Below are 22216 nucleotides of genomic sequence, written 5' to 3'. Positions count from 1 at the left end.
CATCCCATATGAAAGCCGATATAGTAAAAGTGGCTTGTCTATTTAAACATTCGTATTTGACAACTCAGATCCAGAGGCACTCATGACCAAACAAATCAAACGTATTGGTGTTTTGACCAGTGGTGGCGACGCACCGGGTATGAACGCAGCCATTCGCGCCGTGGTTCGCGCCGGTTTGCATCATGGCCTGGAAGTTTATGGTATTTATGATGGCTACCTCGGCCTGCACCAGGATCGTATCGTCAAGCTGGAGCGTCACAGCGTCTCCGACGTGGTGAACCGTGGTGGTACTTTCCTCGGCTCCGCTCGTTTCCCTGCCTTCAAAGACCCCGCAGTGCGCGCCGAAGCGATCGAAAACCTGAAAAAACACGGTATCGATGCGCTGGTCGTCATCGGTGGTGACGGCTCCTACATGGGTGCCAAGAAGCTGACCGAAGAGGGTTTCCCCTGCATCGGCCTGCCGGGCACCATCGACAACGACATCGCCGGTACCGACTTCACCATCGGTTTTGATACTGCTCTGAACGTGGTGGTTGACGCCATCGACCGCCTGCGCGACACCTGCAGCTCCCACCACCGTATCTCCGTGGTCGAGATCATGGGCCGCCACTGTGGCGATCTGGCCATGTCTGCCGCCGTTGCCGGTGGTGCCGAGTATGTGATCGTGCCGGAAGTAGCCTTCGACAAAGAGAAGCTGCTCAAGCAGATCAAGGAAGGCGAAGCCAAGGGCAAGAAGCACGCCATCATCACCATCTGCGAGCACGTTACCGACGTGAACGCACTGGCTAAAGACATCGAAGCCCTGACCGGTCGTGAAACCCGCGCCACCATCCTGGGCCACATTCAGCGTGGCGGTGCCCCGACTGCCCGTGACCGCATCATGTCCAGCCGTATGGGTGCTTACGCCGTTGAACAACTGCTGGCTGGTCACGGTGGTCGCTGCGTCGGTATCCAGCGCAACGAGCTGGTACACCACGACATTATCGACTGCATCGAAAACATGAAGCGTCCGTTCGATCAGGAGCTGTACAACCTCTCCACCACCCTGTTCTAAGCCACGCGGCTTTTAACCGGTTGTTGATGACAAAAACCCTCCATCGGAGGGTTTTTTAATATCTTACAAAAACGGGTGCATCCGCACGCTGTGTGCCCCTCACCATACGGGTTGCCTGATTACCAACCCTTGCGCCATCTGACTGATCACTAGCCTTCCTCTCCTCACAGCAACCGGCTTCAGCCTACGAACAGAGTTCCGGTATTGTCGTGGATCTTTTATCACTGTAAACCGGATTGCGTTGACCTGTGCTCTGTCGACCCTGAAACGAGCTTGTTCAGCCTCCTCGTCATACGCCGCTTTTTATATCTCAATCTTGTAGAAGGAATTCAGATATCTTCCCCAACCATGCTCCGGCACTGCTCTCGTATTGCAATCACATGACTCAAGCGGGTGCACCGGCCACGCAGATCGCTGCTCGCGCCCAGCTCAGCCAGAGAGTGCGCCTCTGGCCTATTGCCCACCTCACTCTTGCTGCGGCCATGTCTATTCCGAGGCCAACGGGGAAATTGGCGGTGATAAAACAGCCAGCTGCTACTCTGTATCCCCCCGATGCACCGCTCTCCTCCCTATGAACCCAGTGTATTGCTGTAAAAACGCGGAGACTCTGGACTGATAAAGTGATGGTGTGACAAGGGCTGGCAACCAGACTCTCTCCATAGACTTCTTTTGGATGGGCTATCTACGTCAGGAATCGTCAAATCATTGCCTTGCACACTTTTTATGGCCTTAATGACACTATTACGAGGGTGAAAACTTATAAAACGCCAATTGAGCTCCATACAAAACCCTTCACCAAACCAGTCAACAGCCCAACAACTCATTGAATTTAAATGAAATAACCATAAAAACAGAATCTTGAATGCCTAACATGCCATAGCAGGTGATAAAATCAGCTCAATATGACAAAAATAGCCATCTCAACCAACCACGCACATAAAGCAGCTATTTTATCAAATTACACCTTGTTTTACCCCCTTGTTATGGTATCTTGACTACATCAACCAACAACTTAGGGAGAGAAAAATGAAAGAGTTTGTCGTTACTGCCGTTTTCACGGTGTTTTTCACCCTGGTTGCTGTCTCTCTGCCCTCACTGTCACAGTTCTGAGCCGGATAGAGAGGCATCAATCCGGACCGACCCTCTTTGCCATGTCTGTTTAATCGCCACCAACTGGCGCTTTTCAGTAATAATGCCGAGATGGTCAACATAGATATGATTTCATCACGTTGACGCTGTTTCTTTCGCCACAAGGGTGTAACCAGGATGGTTTAACCATATGGCCTGATGGAGTAGAACCAGCAGCAAATCATATCCGAGGGGAGCAAGGCTCCCCTTTTTGTTACCCGCCGTTTGACAATCCCCTACCCCGGCATCTATAACAGGCCAGTTGACGCCATACGGCCCATGTCCACAACTGATATTTTCCCCTCCTGTACTCTCCATTCAACACAGCTAAATCCGTCAGCAATCTCTTGTGCACACCTTTGCTCTGATACTTGTCAGGCAGATATAAAAAAGCCCCCGCCATCATGGCAGGGGCTCGCGTTACGCAGTGTCAGCTTAAGGCTGTTATATCTCAGCCCAGCTCAAAGCAGTTATGCCTTGTTCCAGCGCTGTGGGTCATATTCCGGGCTGAAGCGGTCAACAATGACAGCACAGGCCGCATCGCCGGTGATATTGAGGGAGGTGCGGATCATGTCGAACAGACGGTCCAGCGCGAACAACAGCGGCAACCCTTCGATGGGGATCCCGGCCGCCAGCAGCACGGCAACCACCAGGAAGCTTGGGCCCGGCACACCGGCCTGACCGATCGCCCCCAGAGTAGAGGTCACAATGATGGCCGCCCAGGCGCCGACGCTCAGATCGATGTTGTAAACCTGCGCGAAGAAGATAGCGACCAGACCGTAATAGATGGCGTTGCCGCTCATATTGATGGTGGCACCCAGCGGCAACACGAAGGAGGCTGTCGCGTTGGTCACTTTCAGATCATGCTCGCAGGTCTCCATATTGACCGGCAGGGTCGCCATGGAAGAGGCGGTGGAGAAGGCCACGATCTGCGGCTTCTTCATGGCAGAGAGGTACTTCATCACCGGCGTGTTGGAGAACATCATCACCAGCAGCGGATAGACCACAAAGCCGAAGATAAGGATGGCAGCCACATAGACCACGAATAGCTTGAGCACCAGGGTCAGCACATCGAAGCCATAGGTACCGATGGCTTCCGCCATCAGACCGAACACCCCGAGCGGCGCGATGATCATCACCTTGTTGATCATCCAGACGAAGGCATCCACCAGGGTATTGAGCCCATCGACCAGTGGCTTGGCCCGCTCGCGCGGCTGTTTGGCCAGCGCAATGCCGAGGAACATGCAGAACACCAGGATCTGCAGGATGTTCGCTTCGTTGAGGGAGTTGAAGACGTTGGTGGGGATCATGCCAAGCAAGGTGGCGACTGCATCCGGCAACGCCCCTTTATCGGCATAGTCACCGCCAAACATGGAGGCAACGGAAGCGAAATCGACCCCGACACCCGGTTTGAAGATCTGCCCCATCACCAGCGCTAGCAACACGGCCAACGCTGAGGTCACGAGGAAGAAGGCCAGCGTAGCCGCACCGATCTTGCCCGCCGCCGGGCTGGCGCCCAGATTGGCGGCGCCGGAGAGGATGGCAACCGCCACCAGCGGGATCACCAGCATCTTGATCAGCTGGATAAACAGGGTACCGAGCGGTGCAAACACGGTGGCTTGTTCACCCATGAACGCGCCGACCACTGCGCCCAGTACCATGGCGACCACAACCTGGAAGCCGATGTTTTTAATGAGTCCTTTAGTTAACACAATATGTTCCTTTATGTAGCAAAATTCACACTTTTCCCAGTGCAATTAACCAAACAGGGGAATGAGCGGCTGCCCATTCCCCTGTTTGCGCGTGTTATCTCACATTTAATTGCTGTTTTAAATCAGCAAATCATTAACCTTGGCTATTAATAAGTTTGCGAAAAAGTGAAGATTCAAAGCGGTCTCGACGATTTTTACCTCATCCCCCATGACAACTGGCAAAAGATTGTGCTAGTTTGGCTGCACAAACGTACACACAGGGATGTAAAGATGCTGAAAGTTAACGAGTATTTCGACGGAAATGTAAAATCCATCGGTTTCGAACAAAAAGGCGAGAAATCAACCGTCGGGGTGATGAACGCCGGTGACTACCTGTTCAACACCGCCGCCCCCGAACGGATGACAGTGATCAAGGGCGCCCTCACCATCCAGCTGGCTGATGAAGATGAGTGGCACACCTACAGCCAGGGTGAATCCTTCCTGGTGGCCGGTCACTCTTCCTTCAAACTGGAAGTGAAAACTCCCACTGCCTATCTGTGCGAATTTCTCGACTGATCAGGCCGGTTGAAGGGGAGCCCCCCCTTCAACCTTATTGGCCCCCCAGCCCCATTATCTGTGTCCATGTCACAGCACCGCACATCCCCGCTTCCTATCCATGGCAAAAATCCTAGAATAAACAGACATAAACCATCACCGGATTGATGTCATGATCAGCGTGTTTGACCTGTTTTCCATCGGAATTGGCCCCTCCTCTTCCCATACCGTCGGCCCCATGCGTGCCTCCTATGCCTTCGTCCAGCAGCTCAAGCTGCAAGGGCATCTGCCACAGGTCACGCGGGTCGAAGTGGAGTGTTACGGCTCGCTGGGCCAGACCGGCAAAGGGCACGGTACCGGCAAGGCAATCATTCTGGGGTTATCGGGCTTTGAACCGGAATCGGTCGATATCGATGCGATTCCCGCCATTCTGGCTCGAGTGGAAAAGGAGCAGAACCTGCAGCTGGCAGGCGAGCAACCAAGCCATTTTCCCCGCACCGATGCCATCATCTTCAACCGTCGCAAAACCCTGCCGGCCCACACCAATGGCATGACTCTGCGGGCCTTTGATAAAGAGGAAAACCTGCGCTTCAGCCAGACCTACTACTCCATCGGGGGCGGCTTCATCATTGAAGAGAGCCACTTTGCCACCGCCAAAGAAGAGGCTGCCAAGTCTGATGCCGAACACCCTGTCCCCTACCCGTTCGACAGCGGCGCCCAGCTGCTGGCCCACTGTCAGGAGAGCGGCCTCTCCATCTCTGGGCTGATCCTTGCCAATGAGCGGGTATTTCGCAGCGATGAGCAGATAAAAGCGGGGCTGCGCAAGATCTGGCAAGCGATGCAGGGCTGCGTCGAGCGAGGCTGCAAAAGCGAAGGGGTGCTGCCGGGCGGCCTCAAGGTTCGGCGCCGCGCCCCGGGGCTGTTCCGCCAGCTCAGCTGCGAGACCAACTTCAACAAGGATCCGCTGATGGTGATGGAGTGGGTCGATCTCTTTGCGCTGGCGGTCAACGAGGAGAACGCCGCCGGTGGCCGGGTGGTCACCGCCCCCACCAATGGCGCTGCGGGCATCATCCCCGCCGTGCTGCACTACTACGATCGCTTCGTCCACAAGGTGGATGACGAGACGCTGATCCGCTACTTCCTCACCGCGGCTGCCATCGGCATCCTATATAAGAAGAACGCCTCCCTCTCCGGAGCCGAAGTGGGCTGTCAGGGTGAAGTTGGGGTTGCCTGCTCCATGGCGGCTGGCGCACTGACCGAACTGCTGGGGGGCAGTCCGGCCATGGTGGAGAACGCCGCCGAGATCGGCATGGAGCACAATCTCGGCCTCACTTGCGATCCCATCGGCGGACTGGTGCAGGTGCCCTGCATCGAGCGCAACGCCATGGGGGCGGTCAAGGCGATCAATGCCGCCCGCCTCGCCCTGCGCGGCACCGGCGAGCACAAGGTGTCGCTCGACAAGGTGATCAAGACCATGTGGGAGACCGGCAACGACATGAAGACCAAATACAAGGAGACGGCCCGTGGCGGCCTCGCCGTTAACATTACCGAATGTTAAAAAACGGCAAATGACTCCATTTGGTTCCGAAATGCCCGGCATCGCCGGGTATTTTTATGGGCAAACGCTTAACAAAATGGATAAGCACAAAAATAAATTTTATACTCGCGCCTCAGATTCAACAAAAATAGATCTATTTCAACTTTTTTTAGGTCTGGAGCCGTTACACTACGGTTATCTGGTTCTGTGACCTGCGCTGACAAGCGCGTTCCATGGATCTCCCAAATTTCTGTGAGTGGGCATGCCGCCCCCTTCTACCCTGAGGTAATAGTGACATGATCAGCGTTTTTGATATCTTCAAAATCGGTGTAGGCCCCTCTTCTTCCCACACTGTTGGCCCGATGAAAGCAGCCAAACAGTTTGTTGACGAACTGCGCGCAGGCGGCAAGATCCGCGATATCACCCGTATCAATGTCGATGTCTACGGCTCCCTCTCCTGGACCGGTAAAGGCCACCACACCGACACCGCCATTATCATGGGCCTGGCCGGCAACCTGCCGGAAAACGTCGATATCGATGCCATCCCTGAATTTATCTCCCGCGTAGAGCAGACCGAGCGCCTGCCGATCGGCCTGCACTGCCACACCGTCAGCTTCCCGCGCGATGCCATGGTATTCCACGACGAAGCCCTGCCGCTGCACGAAAACGGCATGAAGCTGACTGCCCTGATCGAAGATGAAGTGGTTTACAGCAAGACCTACTACTCCATCGGTGGCGGTTTCATCGTTGACGAAGAGAACTTCGGCAAGGCTGACAGCGGCGACATGTCCGTACGCTATCCGTTCAAGAGCGCCGCTGAGCTGGTTGCCCACTGCAGCCAGACCGGTCTCTCCATCTCTGCCCTGATGATGGAAAACGAGAAGTGCTTCAACACTCCGGAAGAGATCTACAAGAAGTTCGGCAAGATCTGGAACACCATGCGTGAAGGTATCGAGCGCGGCTGCCGTACCGAAGGCGTTCTCTCCGGCCCGCTGCGCGTACCCCGTCGTGCCGCACCGCTCTACCGTCAGCTCAACACCAACGAGAACCTCTCGAGCGACCCGATGAACATCGTTGACTGGGTCAACATGTTCGCTCTGGCCGTGAGTGAAGAGAATGCTGCCGGTGGCCGCGTGGTCACTGCCCCGACCAACGGCGCTGCCGGTATCATCCCGGCCGTACTGGCCTACTACGACAAGTTCATCCAGCCGGTTGGCCGCGACGAGTACACCCGTTTCTATCTGGCTGCCGGTGCCGTCGGCATCCTCTATAAGATGAACGCCTCCATCTCCGGCGCCGAAGTGGGCTGCCAGGGGGAAGTGGGTGTCTCCTGCTCCATGGCCGCTGCCGGTCTGACCGAGCTGATGGGCGGTAGCCCGGAGCACGTCTGCGAAGCTGCCGAGATCGGCATGGAACACAACCTGGGTCTGACCTGTGATCCGGTTGCCGGTCAGGTACAGGTGCCTTGCATCGAGCGTAACGCCATCGCAGCCATGAAAGCGGTCAACGCCTCCCGTATGGCCCTGCGTCGTACCTCCAAGCCGCGCGTCTCCCTAGACAAGGTGATCGAGACTATGTACATCACCGGCAAGGACATGGACTCCAAGTACCGTGAAACCTCCCGTGGTGGTCTGGCCATCAAGGTGATGCAGGTTGCTTGCGAATAAATATGGGTTGCGACCCTCATCTGAACAAAGGCGGGATATCCCGCCTTTTTTATTGCCCGAATGGGATGCCGGGCACTTAGAGCTGCTAACAAAACCAAGTTGATTCGAACGATGCCAATCCCCACATAGCCGGCATGACACGAAAAATCATCAGTAACCAGCTATGGAAGTCCTTGCAGCCACTTCTGCCACCTCAACAGCCTTCGCCACGGGGTGGCCGTCCACGCCTCGATGACTATGCCGTTCTCAATGGTATTCTGTTTGTCCTTACTACCGGGATCCCGTGGGAGGACTTACCCCAGTCTCTGGGTTTTGGCTGCGGAATGACGTGCTGGCGTCGCCTACGCGATTGGCAAGCTCAAGGTATCTGGCAGCGACTTCACGTGGCGCTGCTGGCCCAGCTACATCAAGCTGGCCACATCGACTGGAGTCGGGCAAGCCTCGATGGCGCGAGCGTAGCCAGCCCCCGAGGGGCTAGGAAACAGGACGTAACCCGACAGACAGAGGCAAGCTGGGCAGTAAACGACACATCGTGGTGGAACGTCAGAGCATACCGTTAGGCCGAGTCTCGGCTTTTGCTGGCGGTATTCCATCATTGTGTTGATGTGGACGCCGCCAGTTGTAGTAATCCATCAGGTAGTAACTGATATCCCGCTTCGCCTCTCGCAAGCTCATATATCCCATAGCCGGGAGCCACTCTGACTTCAGGCTTCTGAACAACCGTTCCATCGGGGCGTTATCCCAGCAGTTGCCACGCCGACTCATGCTCTGGGTCATGCGATAGCGCCACAGTCGTTGCCGAAATGCCCTACTGCCATATTGGCTGCCCTGGTCGGAGTGAAACAACACACCAGAGGGGCAACCCCGCTGCTGATAGGCCATCTCCAGTGCTTTGATGATCAGCTCGGCATCTGGTTTATCTGACATCGCCCACCCCACAACCCGCCGGGTATGCAGGTCAAGCAGCGCTGCCAGGTAATGCCAACGGCCACCTGCCCAGACGTAGGTGATATCGCCACACCACACCTGATTGGGTTGCTGGACATCAAATTCGCGGGCCAGCAGATTGGGAATGTCCGGTCGTTCAGACTGTGCCACCTTATAGCGGTGTGCGCCCGGCTGTTTGGATACCAACTCGGCCTCCTTCATCAGGTTACGTACTTTGAATCGACCAATCTGATACCCCAACTCCCGCATCATCGACATCAAGGCGCGGCTGCTCGCTGAGTTCCGGCTTTCTTTGAACAAACGGCGCAACTCACAGCGCTGCTGCATGCGCTCACGGTTAATCGCCCGCCTGCGGACCAGATAATCGTAAAAACAGGAAGTGGGCACATCGAAAGCGCAGCAGACCAGGGTGATGGGGGCTTGCTCTCTTAATCGGTCTATCAGCGCGTACGTGTGAACTCGTCCGCCATCAAGAGAGCAGTAGCCTTTTTTAGAATGTCCTTCTCACGTTCGAGCCGGTTGATGCGGGCTTCCAGCTCCTGAATTTTTTGCTGCTCCGGAGTCAGTGCTTTTCCGATGGGGGTTGTACCACAGCGTTCGGATTGCAGTTGCTGAACCCAGCGGCGCAGTACGGTTTCACCGACATCCAGTGAACGGCTGGCTTCAGGGACAGAGTATCCCTGGTCGAGTACCAGGGATGCGGTTTCGAGTTTGAATTCAGCAGTAAATGAGCGACGTAATCTTGTCATTGAACACCTCAGGTCATGGTGGCGACTGTACCACCTAAAATGGTGTCCGGGATGATTAGACCACTACAGAGTTGGGTTCATCTGCCGCAGCCAGCCACCTCCATTCTTCTGTGATGATGTGATTGTCTTGAAGATCTGGGGTAAGCCATAGCAATCGGCTGTTAGCAGAACAGACAAAAATGTGTAACACACAACAGAAGGAGGAAGCACAACTCAAAGGGATAAAGATAAGGCAGCGCCCTGGAGAAGGGCGACAGAATATCCGGCACATCACCAATGAGATTGATCAAAGAGGAAAACAGAGCAAATCCGGCAATAAAAAGCGCCCTCCGAAGAGGGCGCAAGTGTGTTACGAAACTGACCGTTACGAGATCAGGCTTCGCGGCTCGGTACCGGAGCCACATCCAGCAGGGTTTCATCTTCGGCCATGCAAGCTGCGGCGGTGAACAACACGTCGGTGGAGCTGTTAAGGGCTGTCTCGGCAGAATCCTGCAGCACACCGATGATAAAGCCGACGGCTACCACCTGCATGGCGATGTCATTGCTGATGCCAAACAGGCTGCAGGCCAGCGGGATCAGTAGCAAGGAGCCACCGGCGACACCGGATGCGCCACAGGCACTGATGGTGGCAACCACAGAGAGCAGCACGGCAGTTGCCATGTCCACTTCCATCCCCAGGGTATGTACCGCCGCCATGGCGAGCACAGTGATGGTGATGGCCGCACCCGCCATGTTGATGGTGGCACCCAGCGGGATGGAAACAGCGTAGGTATCTTTGGGCAGGCGCAGTTTTTCACACAGCGCCATGTTGACCGGAATGTTGGCGGCAGAGCTGCGAGTAAAGAAGGCGGTCACACCGCTCTCTTTGAGGCAGGTCAGCACCAGCGGATAAGGGTTGCGCTTGATCTTCCAGAAGACGATCAACGGGTTGACCACGAAGGCGATAAACAGCATGCAGCCGATCAGCACCACCAGCAGTTGGGCATAGCCAAACAGGGCGTCAAAGCCGGTCTCTGCCAGCGTGGAGGCAACCAGACCCAGGATCCCGAGCGGGGCACAGCGGATCACCGCTTTCACGATGGCGGAGACACCGTGAGACAGGTCAGTGATGAGCGCCTTGGTGCTCTCGTTGGCATGGCGCATGGCGATACCCAGACCGATGGCCCACGCCAGGATCCCGATATAGTTGGCATCCATCAGCGCCTTTACCGGGTTGGTCACCACGTTGAACAACAGGGTCTGCAGCACCTCGGTGATCCCGCCCGGCGGGGTGATCTCGGCAGTATTGGCCACCAGATGGAGGTTGGAGGGGAACAGGAAGCTGGCAATCACCGCGACCACGGCCGCAGAGAAGGTACCAAAGAGGTAGAGCGCCAGCAGCGGGCGAATATTGGTCTTCTGACCCTGCTTGTGACCAATGATGGCCGCCATCACCAGTACGAATACCAGCAGCGGGGCTACCGCTTTCAGTGCACCAACAAACAGACTACCGAGCAGACCTGCCGTTTTCGCCCACTCGGGCGCAAACAGTGCCAGCAAGATACCGAATACCAGACCAACCAGAATCTGGCTGACCAGGCTGGTGCTATTGACCAGCCGAAGGAGGGGGTGTTGTTGTGTCATCAAAAAAGTCCCTAAGCACCGTAGTGCATGAATCATGAGTCCTGTCTGCAACCACTCATCGGGAGACCCCTGTCGCCCGGATGTGGTGTCTGTGGCCAGCCTTCTGTCGGGCCGATCCGCCAGTCACCGGATTGCATGACGGAATATCCCATTCACCATCTTTTTTTTCCAGAGACTCACCAAAAAATATCCCGTTTCCATCACAAAAAACCGCAACAAAACCTTAACTACAGCGCAACCACCCATTTTTGTACGTTTTATCGACACTCTCTGCCCTCACCCTCACGACCATTCCTGTGTCATCCATGACCGGAAGCGCTGTGCTATCATCCCCCATTTGCCGCGGAGCCTTGCCATGATCACATCCCTGCTCAACCAATATTTTGGTTTCTCCGCACTCAAGCCAGGTCAGGAGGCGGTGATCAGCCGGGTGCTGGCAGGTCAGAGTGCCGCCGCCATCTTTCCCACCGGCTCCGGCAAGTCCCTCTGTTATCAACTGCCTGCCCTCGCCCTGCCTCACCTGACCCTGGTTATATCGCCGCTGCTGGCGCTGATGCACGATCAACTCGCCTTCCTTAAAAGCAAGGGAATAAGCGCCGCTACCCTCGACTCTAGCCAGAGCCCGGAGGAGAGCCGACGAGTGATGCAGCAGGCGCTGGATGGCCAGCTCAAGATCCTGATGATCTCGGTGGAACGACTCAAGAACGAGCGCTTTCGCCGCTTTATCCAGCAAGTGCCGCTCTCGCTGCTGGTCGTCGATGAGGCGCACTGTATCTCGGAGTGGGGCCACAACTTTCGCCCCGACTACCTCAAGCTGCCGAGCTATCGCCATGACCTGAAGATCCCGCAGGTGTTGCTGCTGACGGCCACCGCCACGCCGGCGGTGATTCAGGATATGCAGACCAAATTCGGCATCGAACCGGAGGGGGTCGTGGTCACCGGTTTCTACCGCCCCAATCTTGATCTGGCGGTCATTCCCCTGTCGCCCGACGCGCGGGATAGCTGGCTCGCACAGGAGCTGGCCAACGCTCCGGCGGCCCCCACCATCGTCTACGTCACCTTGCAACACACCGCAGAAGCCTGTGCCGAGCAACTCATTAGAGAAGGGATCAACGCCCGCGCCTATCATGCTGGGCTCGACTCGGCGCTGCGCAGCCAGATCCAGCACGACTTCATGGCGGGCAAGGTGGATTGCATCGTCGCCACCATCGCCTTTGGCATGGGGATCGACAAAGCGGATATCCGGCGGGTCATTCACTACGATCTGCCCAAATCTATCGAGAACTACAGCCAGGAGATTGGCCGCGCCGGACGGGATGGCCAGCCATCGCGCTGTATCGTGCTGGCCAACCAGAGCCAGCTGCCGGTGCTGGAGAACTTCGTCTACGGCGATACGCCGGATTTGAGTGCCATCCTCCAGCTCCTTGCCATCATCAAGCAGAGCGGGAACGAGTGGGAATTCACCCTGCTGCGCCTATCCAACGACACCAATATCCGCCAGTTGCCCCTTAAAACCCTGCTGGTCTATCTGGAGATGGCGGGCATCATCACCCCGGCCTACAGCTACTACGCAGATTACCGCTTCAAGTTTGTGCTGGATAAAGGCGAGATAGTGAGCCGCTTCAATCCGGAACGCCGCCAGTTTCTGGAGCAGCTGTTCGCCTGTGCCCCGCAAGCCCGCAGCTGGTGCACCATGGACTTTGACGCCCTCTGGCAGGGCTATCAGGGAGAGCGACAGCGGGCGGTTGCGGCGCTCGACTACCTGCAGCAGCAAGGCTGGATCGAGCTTGAAAGCAAACAGATGACCGAGGTCTACCGGATCACCCGTCAGGGGTGGGACAACGAGCAGGAAGCAAATGCCCTGCACGCCCTGTTCCTGCAAAAAGAGCAGAGCGAGCTGGCCAGACTGCAAGCCATGCTCGACTTTTTCACCTCAAGCGAGTGCCTGAGCCACCGCCTCGCCCGCTATTTTGCCGATGAGGTGGCGCCGGTTCATTGTGGCCACTGTTCGGTTTGTCGCGGCGAGGTGGCGCATCTCCCGCCCCAGCCCTCGCTGACCATGCCAAACGAGGCGGGGATCCGCGCCTGGTGCGATCCGCTGATTGCCAAAACCGGTTCGGTGGATGCGCGTGTTCTGGCCCGTTTCCTGTGCGGTATCACCACACCGCTGACCAGCCGGATCAAAGCCAAATCGCTGGCGGGCGCTGGCCAGTTGGCCGCCCACCCGTTTGCCCGCGTCCTGGCGGCCGTGCAACAAGCCTACCCTTGCTAGATGAGTGCTGGCGGCGTCAATAGCCACCAGCAAAAACAAGCGTTTACAGACACAGAAAAAGAAGACCCTCGCGGTTGCGAGGGTCAAGCCAACGGAAACGTGCTTAAACAGAGCTTGGTGAGGCAACAGTCAACTCTCTTGCTAAAGCGTCTTGCTGCTCACACATCGCCAATCTATGGCACTCAAAATGTAGCGTCAATGTAAAAATTAGAGCCTAAACTCCAAACAAAGTGATTTACGTTGACGTTCACGTAATGACATTCTCATCCATAACCCCGCCAACCCGCAGCCCCATTGCCTTTCGTCAAACCCCTTAATCTTTTCGCAATAAGTTCCCTCTTTCCCATAAACATTTATTTTTTATGTCTTTGACATTTACCTCACTATCGTGGCAAAAATAATTTAACAGTCAGTAACATAGCGGTGTTGTTGACTGACCCTCCCCGCAAAAGGATCGGGCAGGTTTCTTCAGAATTTAACCTATCAACCGTGATGGATTACTGGAGTCTGTTGACTAGGCTTTAAAAGCGCACAACACAAAAGCAGTCATCCACTTTTTTCAGGGTAAGCGACTATAACGAGGGCAAAGTTATGGGCATATTCGAGCATTACCAACAGCGATATGAAAAAGCGAGAGAAGAGGAATATACCATCCAGGAGTTCCTGGATATGTGTAAGCAGGACAAAGCCTGCTACGCCTCCGCAGCCGAACGTCTGCTGACCGCCATTGGTGAGCCGGAGATGGTAGACACCTCAGCCAACCCCAGACTGAGCCGACTCTTCTCCAACCGCGTCGTGGCACGCTATCCCGCCTTCAAGGATTTCTACGGGATGGAAGAGGCCATCGAACAGATCGTCTCCTACCTCAAACACTCCGCCCAGGGGCTGGAGGAGAAGAAACAGATCCTCTATCTGCTGGGCCCCGTTGGCGGCGGTAAATCCTCGCTGGCAGAGAAACTCAAATCCCTTATGCAGAAGGTGCCCATCTATCGCATCAAGGGCTCACCGGTCAACGATCACCCCTTCTGCCTGTTCGACATCGAAGAGGATGGGGAGATCCTGGAAAAAGAGTACGGCATCCCGCGCCGTTACCTGCGTCCCATCATGTCCCCCTGGGTGGCCAAACGCCTGCACGAGTTTGGCGGCGACATCACCAAGTTCAAGGTGGAGAAGGTCAACCCCTCCATCCTCGATCAAATCGCCATTGCCAAGACTGAACCCGGTGATGACAACAACCAGGACATCTCCTCACTGGTCGGCAAGGTCGACATCCGCATGCTGGAGCACTTCGCCCAGGATGACGCCGATGCCTACTCCTACTCAGGTGCGCTCTGTAAAGCGAACCAGGGGGTGATGGAGTTTGTGGAGATGTTCAAGGCCCCCATCAAGGTGCTGCACCCGCTGCTGACAGCAACCCAGGAGGGTAACTACAACGGTACCGAAGGGCTCTCCGCCCTCCCCTTTGACGGCATTCTGCTAGCCCACTCCAACGAATCCGAGTGGCAGCAGTTCCGCAACAACAAGAACAACGAAGCTTTCCTCGACCGGGTCTACATCGTCAAGGTGCCTTACTGCCTGCGCGTCTCGGAAGAGGTGAAGATCTACGAGAAGCTGCTGATCAACAGCGAATTGACCGAGGCCAAATGCGCCCCGGGCACCCTCGAGCTGCTGGGCCAGTTCTCTGTGTTGTCACGGCTGAAAGAGCCGGAAAACTCCAGCATCTACTCCAAGATGCGGGTCTATGATGGCGAAAGTCTGAAGGACACCGATCCGAAGGCGAAGAGCTATCAGGAGTATCGCGACTACGCCGGTGTGGACGAGGGGATGAATGGTCTCTCTACCCGCTTTGCGTTCAAGATCCTCTCCCGCGTCTTCAACTTCGACCACGCGGAAGTGGCCGCCAACCCGGTACACCTCTTCTATGTGTTGGAGCAGCAGATCGAGCGCGAGCAGTTCCCGCAAGAGCTGCACGATCGCTACCTTGAGTTCATCAAGGGCTATCTGACCCCACGCTATGTGGAGTTCATCGGCAAGGAGATCCAGACCGCCTATCTCGAGTCCTACTCCGAGTACGGTCAGAACATCTTCGATCGCTACGTCACCTACGCCGACTTCTGGATCCAGGATCAGGAGTACCGTGACCCCGAAACCGGCCAGCTGTTTGACAGAGCGTCCCTCAACAGCGAGCTGGAGAAAATTGAAAAACCTGCTGGGATCAGCAACCCGAAGGATTTCCGCAACGAAATCGTCAACTTCGTGCTGCGAGCCCGGGCCAACAATGCAGGCCGTAACCCCAACTGGACCAGTTACGAGAAGCTGCGCACCGTGATCGAGAAGAAGATGTTCTCCAACACGGAAGAGCTGCTGCCGGTTATCTCCTTCAACAGCAAAACCTCGGCCGAGGAGCAGAAGAAGCACGATAACTTTGTCGAACGGATGATGGAGAAAGGCTACACCCGCAAACAGGTGCGACTGCTCTCCGAATGGTATCTCAGGGTACGCAAGTCATCCTGACCCTGACTGTTCAAGGGGGAGTTATGGCGCATTTTATCGACCGCAGGCTCAACGGCAAAAACAAAAGCGCTGTCAATCGGCAGCGCTTCATCCGCCGCTACAAGAAGCAGATAAAACAAGCGGTCTCGGATGCTGTCTCCAAGCGCAGCATTCAGGACGTAGACAAGGGCGAGAGCATCAGCATCCCGACCAAGGATATCGGCGAGCCCCATTTTCATCAGGGACACGGCGGTAAACGGGAGATGGTGCATCCCGGCAATGATCAGTTCGTCTCCGGCGACAAGATTGACCGCCCCAAAGGAGGGGGCGGTGGACAGGGTTCCGGCGAGGGACAAGCATCCAATCAGGGGGAAGGGGCCGATGATTTCGTGTTCCAGATCTCCAAGGATGAGTATCTCGATCTGTTGTTTGAAGACCTGGAGCTGCCCAGGCTGCAGAAAACCCAGCTCAATCAGCTGATGGAAGTCAAAACCTACCGTGCTGGCTACACCTCAAACGGGGTGCCCGCCAACATCAACGTGGTGCGTTCTCTGCAAAATTCGCTGGCACGTCGCATGGCGCTGCAAGCAGGCAAGAAACGCCAATTGCATGAACTGGAAGATCGGCTGGCTCTGCTGGCCAACGATCCCAACGAGCACTTTGCCGAAATCGCCCTGCTCGAGAAGGAGATCAGGGAGCTGAAACGGCGGATCGACGCGGTGCCCTTTATCGACACCTTCGATCTCAAGTTCAACAACTTCGTCAAACGGCCCGTCCCCTCCAGCCAGGCGGTGATGTTCTGCCTGATGGACGTCTCTGGCTCCATGGATCAGGCCACCAAGGAGATGGCCAAGCGTTTCTATATCCTGCTCTATCTGTTCCTCAGCCGGACCTACAAGAACGTTGAGGTTGTTTACATCCGCCACCATACCCAGGCCAAGGAGGTGGACGAGCACGAGTTCTTCTACTCCCAGGAGACAGGCGGCACCATCGTCTCCAGCGCCCTCAAGATGATGAATGACATCATCAATGAGCGTTATCCCGCCAACCAGTGGAACATCTATGCGGCGCAGGCATCGGATGGTGACAACTGGGCTGATGACTCACCGCAGTGCCGTGAAATTCTGGCGCGGGACATCATGCCAAGGGTGCGGTACTACTCCTACATCGAGATCACCACCCGTGCCCACCAGACCCTGTGGCACGAATATGAGTCGGTAGCCAGCCAGTTCCACCACTTTGCAATGGAGCACATTCGCAAGGTCGAGGATATCTATCCGGTGTTCCGCGAGCTGTTCAAGAAACAAGCTGCGTGAGGAGGTCACATGATCGAAACAGAAAAACGTGTAGCGCCACTGGATGACGGACCAGACTGGAACTTCGATCTGCTGGAGACCTATCACCAGGAGATCGCCCGGGTCGCCCGTTTCTACAAGCTGGATACCTACCCCAACCAGATCGAGGTGATCACCGCCGAACAGATGATGGATGCCTACTCCAGCGTCGGCATGCCCATCGGCTATCAACACTGGTCGTTCGGCAAGCGCTTTATCCATACCGAGCGCAACTACAAGCGCGGCCAGATGGGGCTGGCCTACGAGATCGTCATCAACTCGGATCCCTGCATCGCCTACCTGATGGAGGAGAACACCATGCCGATGCAGGCGCTGGTGATGGCACACGCCTGCTACGGCCACAACTCCTTCTTCAAAAACAACTACCTGTTCAAGGCCTGGACCGATGCCTCCTCCATCATCGACTACCTGCTGTTCGCCAAGAACTACATCACCCAGTGTGAAGAGAAGCATGGCATCGAGGCAGTGGAGCAGCTGCTCGACTCCTGCCATGCCCTGATGAACTTCGGGGTGGATCGCTACAAGCGTCCCCAGAAGATCTCGATGGCCGAGGAGAAGCGGCGTCAGAAGGCGCGGGAAGATTATCTGCAAACTCAGGTCAACGAGCTGTGGCGTACCCTGCCCAAACAGCATAAAGCCGCGGGGGTAGAGGACAGGCGCTACCCCGCAGAGCCCCAGGAGAACATTCTCTACTTCATCGAGAAGAATGCCCCCTTGCTGGAGCCCTGGCAGCGCGAGGTTGTACGCATCGTGCGCAAGATAAGCCAGTATTTCTATCCGCAAAAGCAGACTCAGGTGATGAACGAGGGGTGGGCCACCTTCTGGCACTACACCATCCTCAATCACCTCTATGACGAGGGCAAGCTGAGCGATCGCTTCATGATGGAGGTGCTGCACAGCCACACTAACGTGGTCTATCAACCGGCTTACAACAGTCGCTACTACTCGGGGATCAACCCCTATGCGCTGGGGTTTGCCATGTTTACCGACCTGCGCCGCATCTGCGAGAACCCGACCGAGGAAGATAGATACTGGTTCCCCGACTATGCCGGCAGCAACTGGGTCGAAACCCTCCACTTTGCCATGCAGAACTTCAAGGACGAGAGCTTTATCAGCCAGTTCCTCAGTCCCAAAGTGATGCGGGATATGAAGTTGTTCGCCATTGATGACGACGATCTGAAGAACTATCTGAAGGTCTCCGCCATTCACAATGACGAGGGGTACCGTCAGGTGCGCAATACCCTGTCGGCCCAGTACAACCTCAGCAATCTGGAGCCCAATATTCAGGTGTACAACGTCGCCGTGAAGGGGGATCGCTCCCTCACCCTGCGCTATGTGCCCCACAACCGCATACCCCTTGGCGACTCACGCCATGAGGTGCTCAAACACCTGCATCAGCTGTGGGGATTCGACGTGGTGCTGGAGCAGGATAATGGCGAGCTGCCGCCCGATATCATCGGCCGCTGCCCGGAGCGCAAACCGGGGATCTGACCCATGCCCCTAGATCTCTACGGCCCACTTCGGTGGGCCGTTTTTTATCAGCGTTTACCTCTGCCTGCATCATCGCAGCACAACCGGAACAAACCACAACATAGAAAGAGGCCCGCATGTGTTGCGGGCCTCTTTGCCTTGCGGTCACTCAGCAGCGATTATCAGTAGAAGGTCTGCTGCTCTGCGGCCATCGCCTTGAGGCGGGCACAGGGGGCAAACCGATCGCCGTGGCGCTTCTGGTAATATTCCAGACGGCCAACCAGATGATCGATCCCGAGGGTATCCATGTAGCGGAACGGGCCGCCAAGGAATGGCGGGAAACCGATACCGAAGATGGCGCCGATATCACCATCACGGGCCGACGCCACCACACCGCTATCCAGCGCCATGGCCGCTTCGTTGAGCATCAGCAGCACGCAGCGCTCGGCGATCTCCTGACGGGCCAGCTTGGCAGACGGCTTGATGCCGAGCACGCCATAGACGCTCTCGTCCACCGTCTTCTTGCCCTCTTTGCCAGTCAGCTTGTTGCGCGGTGCCGCCTTGCCATAGAGGTAGAAGCCCTTGCCGTTCTTGCGTCCCTTGCGATCATTTTGCAGCAGCTTGTCGAACGCCTTGGGCGCCTGGAACTGCTCGCCGCCCAGCTCTTTCTCGAGAATGGGGGAGATCTTGGCGCCCACATCGATCCCCACCTCGTCCAGCAAGGTGATGGGGCCAACCGGGAAGCCAAAGTCCAGCAGCGCGCTATCGAGCACCTCTACCGGCTCCCCTTCCAGCACCAGTCTTGCCGCCTCATTCATGTAGGGCGCCAGGATGCGGTTGACGTAGAAACCGGCTTCGTCCTTCACCACGATAGGCGTTTTGCCCTGGGCGCGGGCAAAAGCCAGGGTGGTGGCGACCGTCTCGGCACTGGTGCCAGCGTGGGGGATGATCTCCGCCAGCGGCATCTTGTCCACCGGGCTGAAGTAGTGCAGCCCCACGACTCGCTCCGGGTGCGCCGCCTCTGCCGCAATCTGGTTGATGGGCAAGGAAGAGGTGTTGGAGGCAAACACTGTGTGCTCACCGCACTCACGCTGCACGTCTTTCACCATCTGGTGTTTGAGCGCGAGATCTTCAAACACCGCCTCCACCACCATGTCCACCCGGTGAAAACCGGAGTAGTCGAGGGTACCGGTCAACAGGCTCATCTGCTTTTCCAATTCGCTGCGCAAGATGTGACGGCGCTTGAGCTTCTTGGCCAGAATGTCATAGCTGTAGCGCATGGCATTACCGATGCCACTACTTGCCACATCCTTGATCCGTACCGGTACGCCCGCCTTGGTGGCGGTGACGAACGCGATGCCGCCCCCCATCAGACCACCGCCCAGCACGGCGGCATGGGCCACCTTGCGCGGCTCGGACCCCTGATAGGTGACCTCTTTCTTCATCTCGGTGGTGGCAAAGAAGATGGAACGCAGGGCGGCAGACTCGGCAGTCATCACCAGCTCGCCAAAGTGGCGGGATTCAGCGGCCAGACCGGCCTTCATCCCCTCCTCCACGCCGATGCGCACAACATCCAGGATCCGCTCCGGCGCCGGGTAGTTGCCGCGGGTCTTGGCTTTCACCCCCTTGCTGGCCTGATCGAACAGCACCTTGCGGCCCAGCTTGTTGGTCTCCAGCACCTTGCCCTGCAGATCCCGTTTCAACTGATGGCGCGGTTTGCCCTTCTTGGCGAGCTTGATGGCAGCATTTAGCAAGATTGACGGCGGCACCACATCGTCCACCAGCCCCAATTTCTTGGCTTGTTTGGCACGAACCTGCTTGCCGGTCAGCATCAGATCCAGCGCCTTGGCCACCCCGATAAGGCGCGGCAGACGCTGGGTACCGCCAGAGCCTGGCAGCAGACCGAGCTGCACTTCCGGCAATCCCAGCACAGATTTGCCATGATCGGTCACCACCCGACCATGACAGGCCAGCGCCAACTCCAGCCCGCCTCCGAGGCAGGGACCGTGAATGGCGGCGATCACCGGAATGGTCAGCCCCTCGATCTCGGCAAAGATCTCCTGCCCTTCTCGCGACAGGGTCTCGGCATCCTTGGCACTGGTGCAGGCGGCCAGCATGGTAATGTCAGCGCCGGCGATGAAGGAGTCCTTCTTGCCGGAGGTGATCACCAGACCGATCAAATCCTTGTTGCGTTTTACCTCGTCCAGTACGGAGCGGATCTCCTCCACAAAGGCGGCCTTGAGGGTATTCATGCTCTCGCCCGGCACATCCATGGTGAGGATACCGATGCCATCTTTGCGAACATCCAGGGAAAAAGTCTTAGCGCTCATCATTCAACCTCCAACACCATAGCCACGCCCAATCCACCCGCCGCACAGGCGGTGTTGAGCCCCAGTCCCCCACCGCGACGACGCAGCTCGTGCAGGGTCTGGGTGATCATCCGCGCACCGGTCGCGGCAAAGGGGTGGCCATAGGCCAGCGAACCACCGAGGACGTTGAACTTCTCCATGTCAACCTCGCCGATGGCCTGATCGCGGCCCAGCTTGTCACGGGCAAACTCGTGGCTGGCAAACATCTTGAGGTTGGCCAGCGTCTGGGCGGCAAAGGCTTCGTGCATGTCGATCAGGGTCAGATCACCGAGCGTGATGCCGGCTCTGTCCAGCGCCAGCGGCGTGGCATAGGAGGGGCCCATCAGCATGTCCTGCCAGACATCGATAGCCGAGAAGGCGAAGCTGCGGATATAACCCAACGGTTCGAGTCCCAGCTCTTTCGCCCGACCTTCCCGCATCAGCAGCACGGCGGCGGCGCCATCGGTCAGCGGAGTTGCGTTGGCAGCAGTGACTGTGCCATGAACCCTGTCAAACACCGGCTTGAGCTTGGCGTAGCTCGCCAAATCCGAGCTTTCACGGATATTGTTGTCCCGCTCCAGCGGTGACTTGTAGGGCGGTACATGGGCGGTAAACACCTCGCCGCTGAGCTTGCCATCGGCCCAAGCCTGCGCGGCCAGAGTGTGGGAGCGGTGAGCCAGCGCATCTTGCGCCTCGCGGCTGATCTGGTGGCTCTTGGCCATCTGCTCGGCGGTCTGTCCCATAGAAAGTCCCGTAGAGTATTCCGCCACCGCAGGCGGCACCGGCAGCAGATCCTTGACCCGCAACTGGCGCAAAATGTTGAAGCGCTGCTGCAGATTGCGCGCCTTGTTGAGATCCACCAGGGCGCGGGCCAGCTTCTTGCTCACTCCGATAGGCAGTACGGAGGAGGAGTCAGCACCGCCAGCGATGGCGATGTCTACGGTACCGGCCATGATGGATTCGGTGACGTTGGCCACCGCCTGAAAACTGGTGGCGCAGGCGCGGGAGACGCTGTAGGCATCGGTATTGACGCTCATGCCGGTACCGAGCACGATCTCGCGAGCAATGTTGGGGGCTTCCGGCATCTGAACCACCTGGCCAAATACCAGCTGGTCGATAAGCTTGGGATCGAGATCGGTACGGGCAAGCATCTCGCTCACCACCAGTTTGCCGAGATCGACTGCTGGCACGCCATGAAAGGCGGTGGCCTGCTTGGCAAAGGGGGTACGCAGCCCCGCCACGACGGCAATCCGTTCGCCCTGGCGAGTCGTCAGTTTCAATGGCTGTTTCATCCTGGCTCCTTGGTTTAAAAGGCAGAGGTCTGAC

Annotated in this window: 13 protein-coding genes and 1 pseudogene; 9 read left to right on the top strand and 5 right to left on the bottom strand. The window is 56.9% G+C overall.

Translation table 11 applies throughout. The annotated features are described in order from the left end of the window. The first annotated feature begins 82 nt into the window (after nt 1-82). Nucleotides 83-1054 (top strand): 6-phosphofructokinase, encoded by a 972-nt coding sequence (gene pfkA / locus ACTG2S_RS11455; RefSeq protein WP_005336840.1) that lies wholly within the window; start codon nt 83-85, stop codon nt 1052-1054. 1598 nt (nt 1055-2652) lie between these two features. Here pfkA and ACTG2S_RS11450 read toward each other — a convergent pair. Beyond that, nucleotides 2653-3894 carry a dicarboxylate/amino acid:cation symporter gene (locus ACTG2S_RS11450; protein ID WP_005352303.1) on the bottom strand — a complete coding sequence of 414 codons (1242 nt, stop codon included), beginning with the start codon at nt 3892-3894 and terminating at the stop codon, nt 2653-2655. Nucleotides 3895-4164: 270 nt separating this feature from the next. On the opposite strand from ACTG2S_RS11450, the gene ACTG2S_RS11445 reads away from it, so the two are divergent. The 4 genes and pseudogenes from ACTG2S_RS11445 to ACTG2S_RS11430 all read left to right on the top strand — a co-directional run. Then, nucleotides 4165-4449 carry a pyrimidine/purine nucleoside phosphorylase gene (locus ACTG2S_RS11445; RefSeq protein ID WP_005336842.1) on the top strand — a complete coding sequence of 95 codons (285 nt, stop codon included), beginning with the start codon at nt 4165-4167 and terminating at the stop codon, nt 4447-4449. Between the two features lie 151 nt (nt 4450-4600). Then, on the top strand, nt 4601-5986 hold the full coding sequence (locus ACTG2S_RS11440; RefSeq protein WP_274161523.1) for an L-serine ammonia-lyase: 1386 nt from the start codon (nt 4601-4603) through the stop codon (nt 5984-5986). A gap of 275 nt (nt 5987-6261) precedes the next feature. After that, a complete protein-coding gene (locus tag ACTG2S_RS11435) occupies nt 6262-7632 on the top strand; it encodes an L-serine ammonia-lyase (protein WP_021230001.1) in 1371 nt (456 codons plus the stop codon). A 134-nt stretch (nt 7633-7766) separates the two neighbouring features. Continuing rightward, a pseudogene (locus ACTG2S_RS11430) lies at nt 7767-8191 on the top strand (IS5 family transposase); the annotation flags it as partial. Here the strand turns inward: ACTG2S_RS11430 and ACTG2S_RS11425 are convergent. Both ACTG2S_RS11425 and sstT read right to left on the bottom strand, forming a co-directional pair. After that, a protein-coding gene (locus ACTG2S_RS11425) for an IS3 family transposase (RefSeq protein ID WP_439982534.1) occupies nt 8176-9329 on the bottom strand; the annotation gives its coding sequence in 2 pieces (ribosomal slippage) (nt 8176-9074 and nt 9074-9329; 1155 coding nt in all). The pseudogene ACTG2S_RS11430 and the gene ACTG2S_RS11425 overlap by 16 nt on opposite strands. Nucleotides 9330-9701: 372 nt before the next feature. Further along, nucleotides 9702-10952, bottom strand: coding sequence for a serine/threonine transporter SstT (gene sstT, locus ACTG2S_RS11420; RefSeq protein ID WP_139473892.1), 1251 nt, complete (start codon nt 10950-10952; stop codon nt 9702-9704). Between the two features lie 355 nt (nt 10953-11307). Here sstT and ACTG2S_RS11415 point away from each other — a divergent pair, with 355 nt between their 5' ends. From ACTG2S_RS11415 to ACTG2S_RS11400, 4 genes are all read left to right on the top strand, one after another. Continuing rightward, nucleotides 11308-13224, top strand: a complete 1917-nt coding sequence (locus ACTG2S_RS11415) for a RecQ family ATP-dependent DNA helicase (RefSeq protein WP_439982533.1) — start codon at nt 11308-11310, stop codon at nt 13222-13224. A 591-nt stretch (nt 13225-13815) separates the two neighbouring features. Continuing rightward, nucleotides 13816-15738 carry a PrkA family serine protein kinase gene (locus tag ACTG2S_RS11410; protein WP_005333223.1) on the top strand — a complete coding sequence of 641 codons (1923 nt, stop codon included), beginning with the start codon at nt 13816-13818 and terminating at the stop codon, nt 15736-15738. A gap of 23 nt (nt 15739-15761) precedes the next feature. Then, on the top strand, nt 15762-17033 hold the full coding sequence (locus tag ACTG2S_RS11405) for a YeaH/YhbH family protein (protein ID WP_274161521.1): 1272 nt from the start codon (nt 15762-15764) through the stop codon (nt 17031-17033). Between the two features lie 9 nt (nt 17034-17042). After that, entirely contained in the window at nt 17043-18563 is a 1521-nt protein-coding gene (locus ACTG2S_RS11400) for a SpoVR family protein (protein ID WP_019445117.1), read from the top strand. Between the two features lie 161 nt (nt 18564-18724). Here ACTG2S_RS11400 and fadJ read toward each other — a convergent pair whose 3' ends face one another. Both fadJ and fadI read right to left on the bottom strand, forming a co-directional pair. Then, on the bottom strand, nt 18725-20872 hold the full coding sequence (gene fadJ, locus ACTG2S_RS11395) for a fatty acid oxidation complex subunit alpha FadJ (protein ID WP_274161528.1): 2148 nt from the start codon (nt 20870-20872) through the stop codon (nt 18725-18727). Next, a complete protein-coding gene (gene fadI / locus ACTG2S_RS11390) occupies nt 20872-22182 on the bottom strand; it encodes an acetyl-CoA C-acyltransferase FadI (RefSeq protein ID WP_113739488.1) in 1311 nt (436 codons plus the stop codon). Before fadI ends, fadJ begins: the two co-directional genes overlap by 1 nt. Nucleotides 22183-22216 lie beyond the last annotated feature (34 nt).

The organism is Aeromonas sp. 82P (assembly GCF_051919365.1).
GTDB classification, from domain to species: Bacteria; Pseudomonadota; Gammaproteobacteria; order Enterobacterales; family Aeromonadaceae; genus Aeromonas; species Aeromonas veronii.
This window is presented reverse-complemented; position numbering and strand designations above follow the sequence as displayed.

Coding starts and splice junctions, on each gene's coding strand:
- pfkA (WP_005336840.1), top strand. CDS start 83: ATGACCAAACAAATCAAACGTATTGGTGTTTTGACCAGTGGTGGCGAC.
- ACTG2S_RS11445 (WP_005336842.1), top strand. CDS start 4,165: ATGCTGAAAGTTAACGAGTATTTCGACGGAAATGTAAAATCCATCGGT.
- ACTG2S_RS11440 (WP_274161523.1), top strand. CDS start 4,601: ATGATCAGCGTGTTTGACCTGTTTTCCATCGGAATTGGCCCCTCCTCT.
- ACTG2S_RS11435 (WP_021230001.1), top strand. CDS start 6,262: ATGATCAGCGTTTTTGATATCTTCAAAATCGGTGTAGGCCCCTCTTCT.
- sstT (WP_139473892.1), bottom strand. CDS start 10,952: ATGACACAACAACACCCCCTCCTTCGGCTGGTCAATAGCACCAGCCTG.
- ACTG2S_RS11415 (WP_439982533.1), top strand. CDS start 11,308: ATGATCACATCCCTGCTCAACCAATATTTTGGTTTCTCCGCACTCAAG.
- ACTG2S_RS11410 (WP_005333223.1), top strand. CDS start 13,816: ATGGGCATATTCGAGCATTACCAACAGCGATATGAAAAAGCGAGAGAA.
- ACTG2S_RS11405 (WP_274161521.1), top strand. CDS start 15,762: ATGGCGCATTTTATCGACCGCAGGCTCAACGGCAAAAACAAAAGCGCT.
- ACTG2S_RS11400 (WP_019445117.1), top strand. CDS start 17,043: ATGATCGAAACAGAAAAACGTGTAGCGCCACTGGATGACGGACCAGAC.
- fadJ (WP_274161528.1), bottom strand. CDS start 20,872: ATGAGCGCTAAGACTTTTTCCCTGGATGTTCGCAAAGATGGCATCGGT.
- fadI (WP_113739488.1), bottom strand. CDS start 22,182: ATGAAACAGCCATTGAAACTGACGACTCGCCAGGGCGAACGGATTGCC.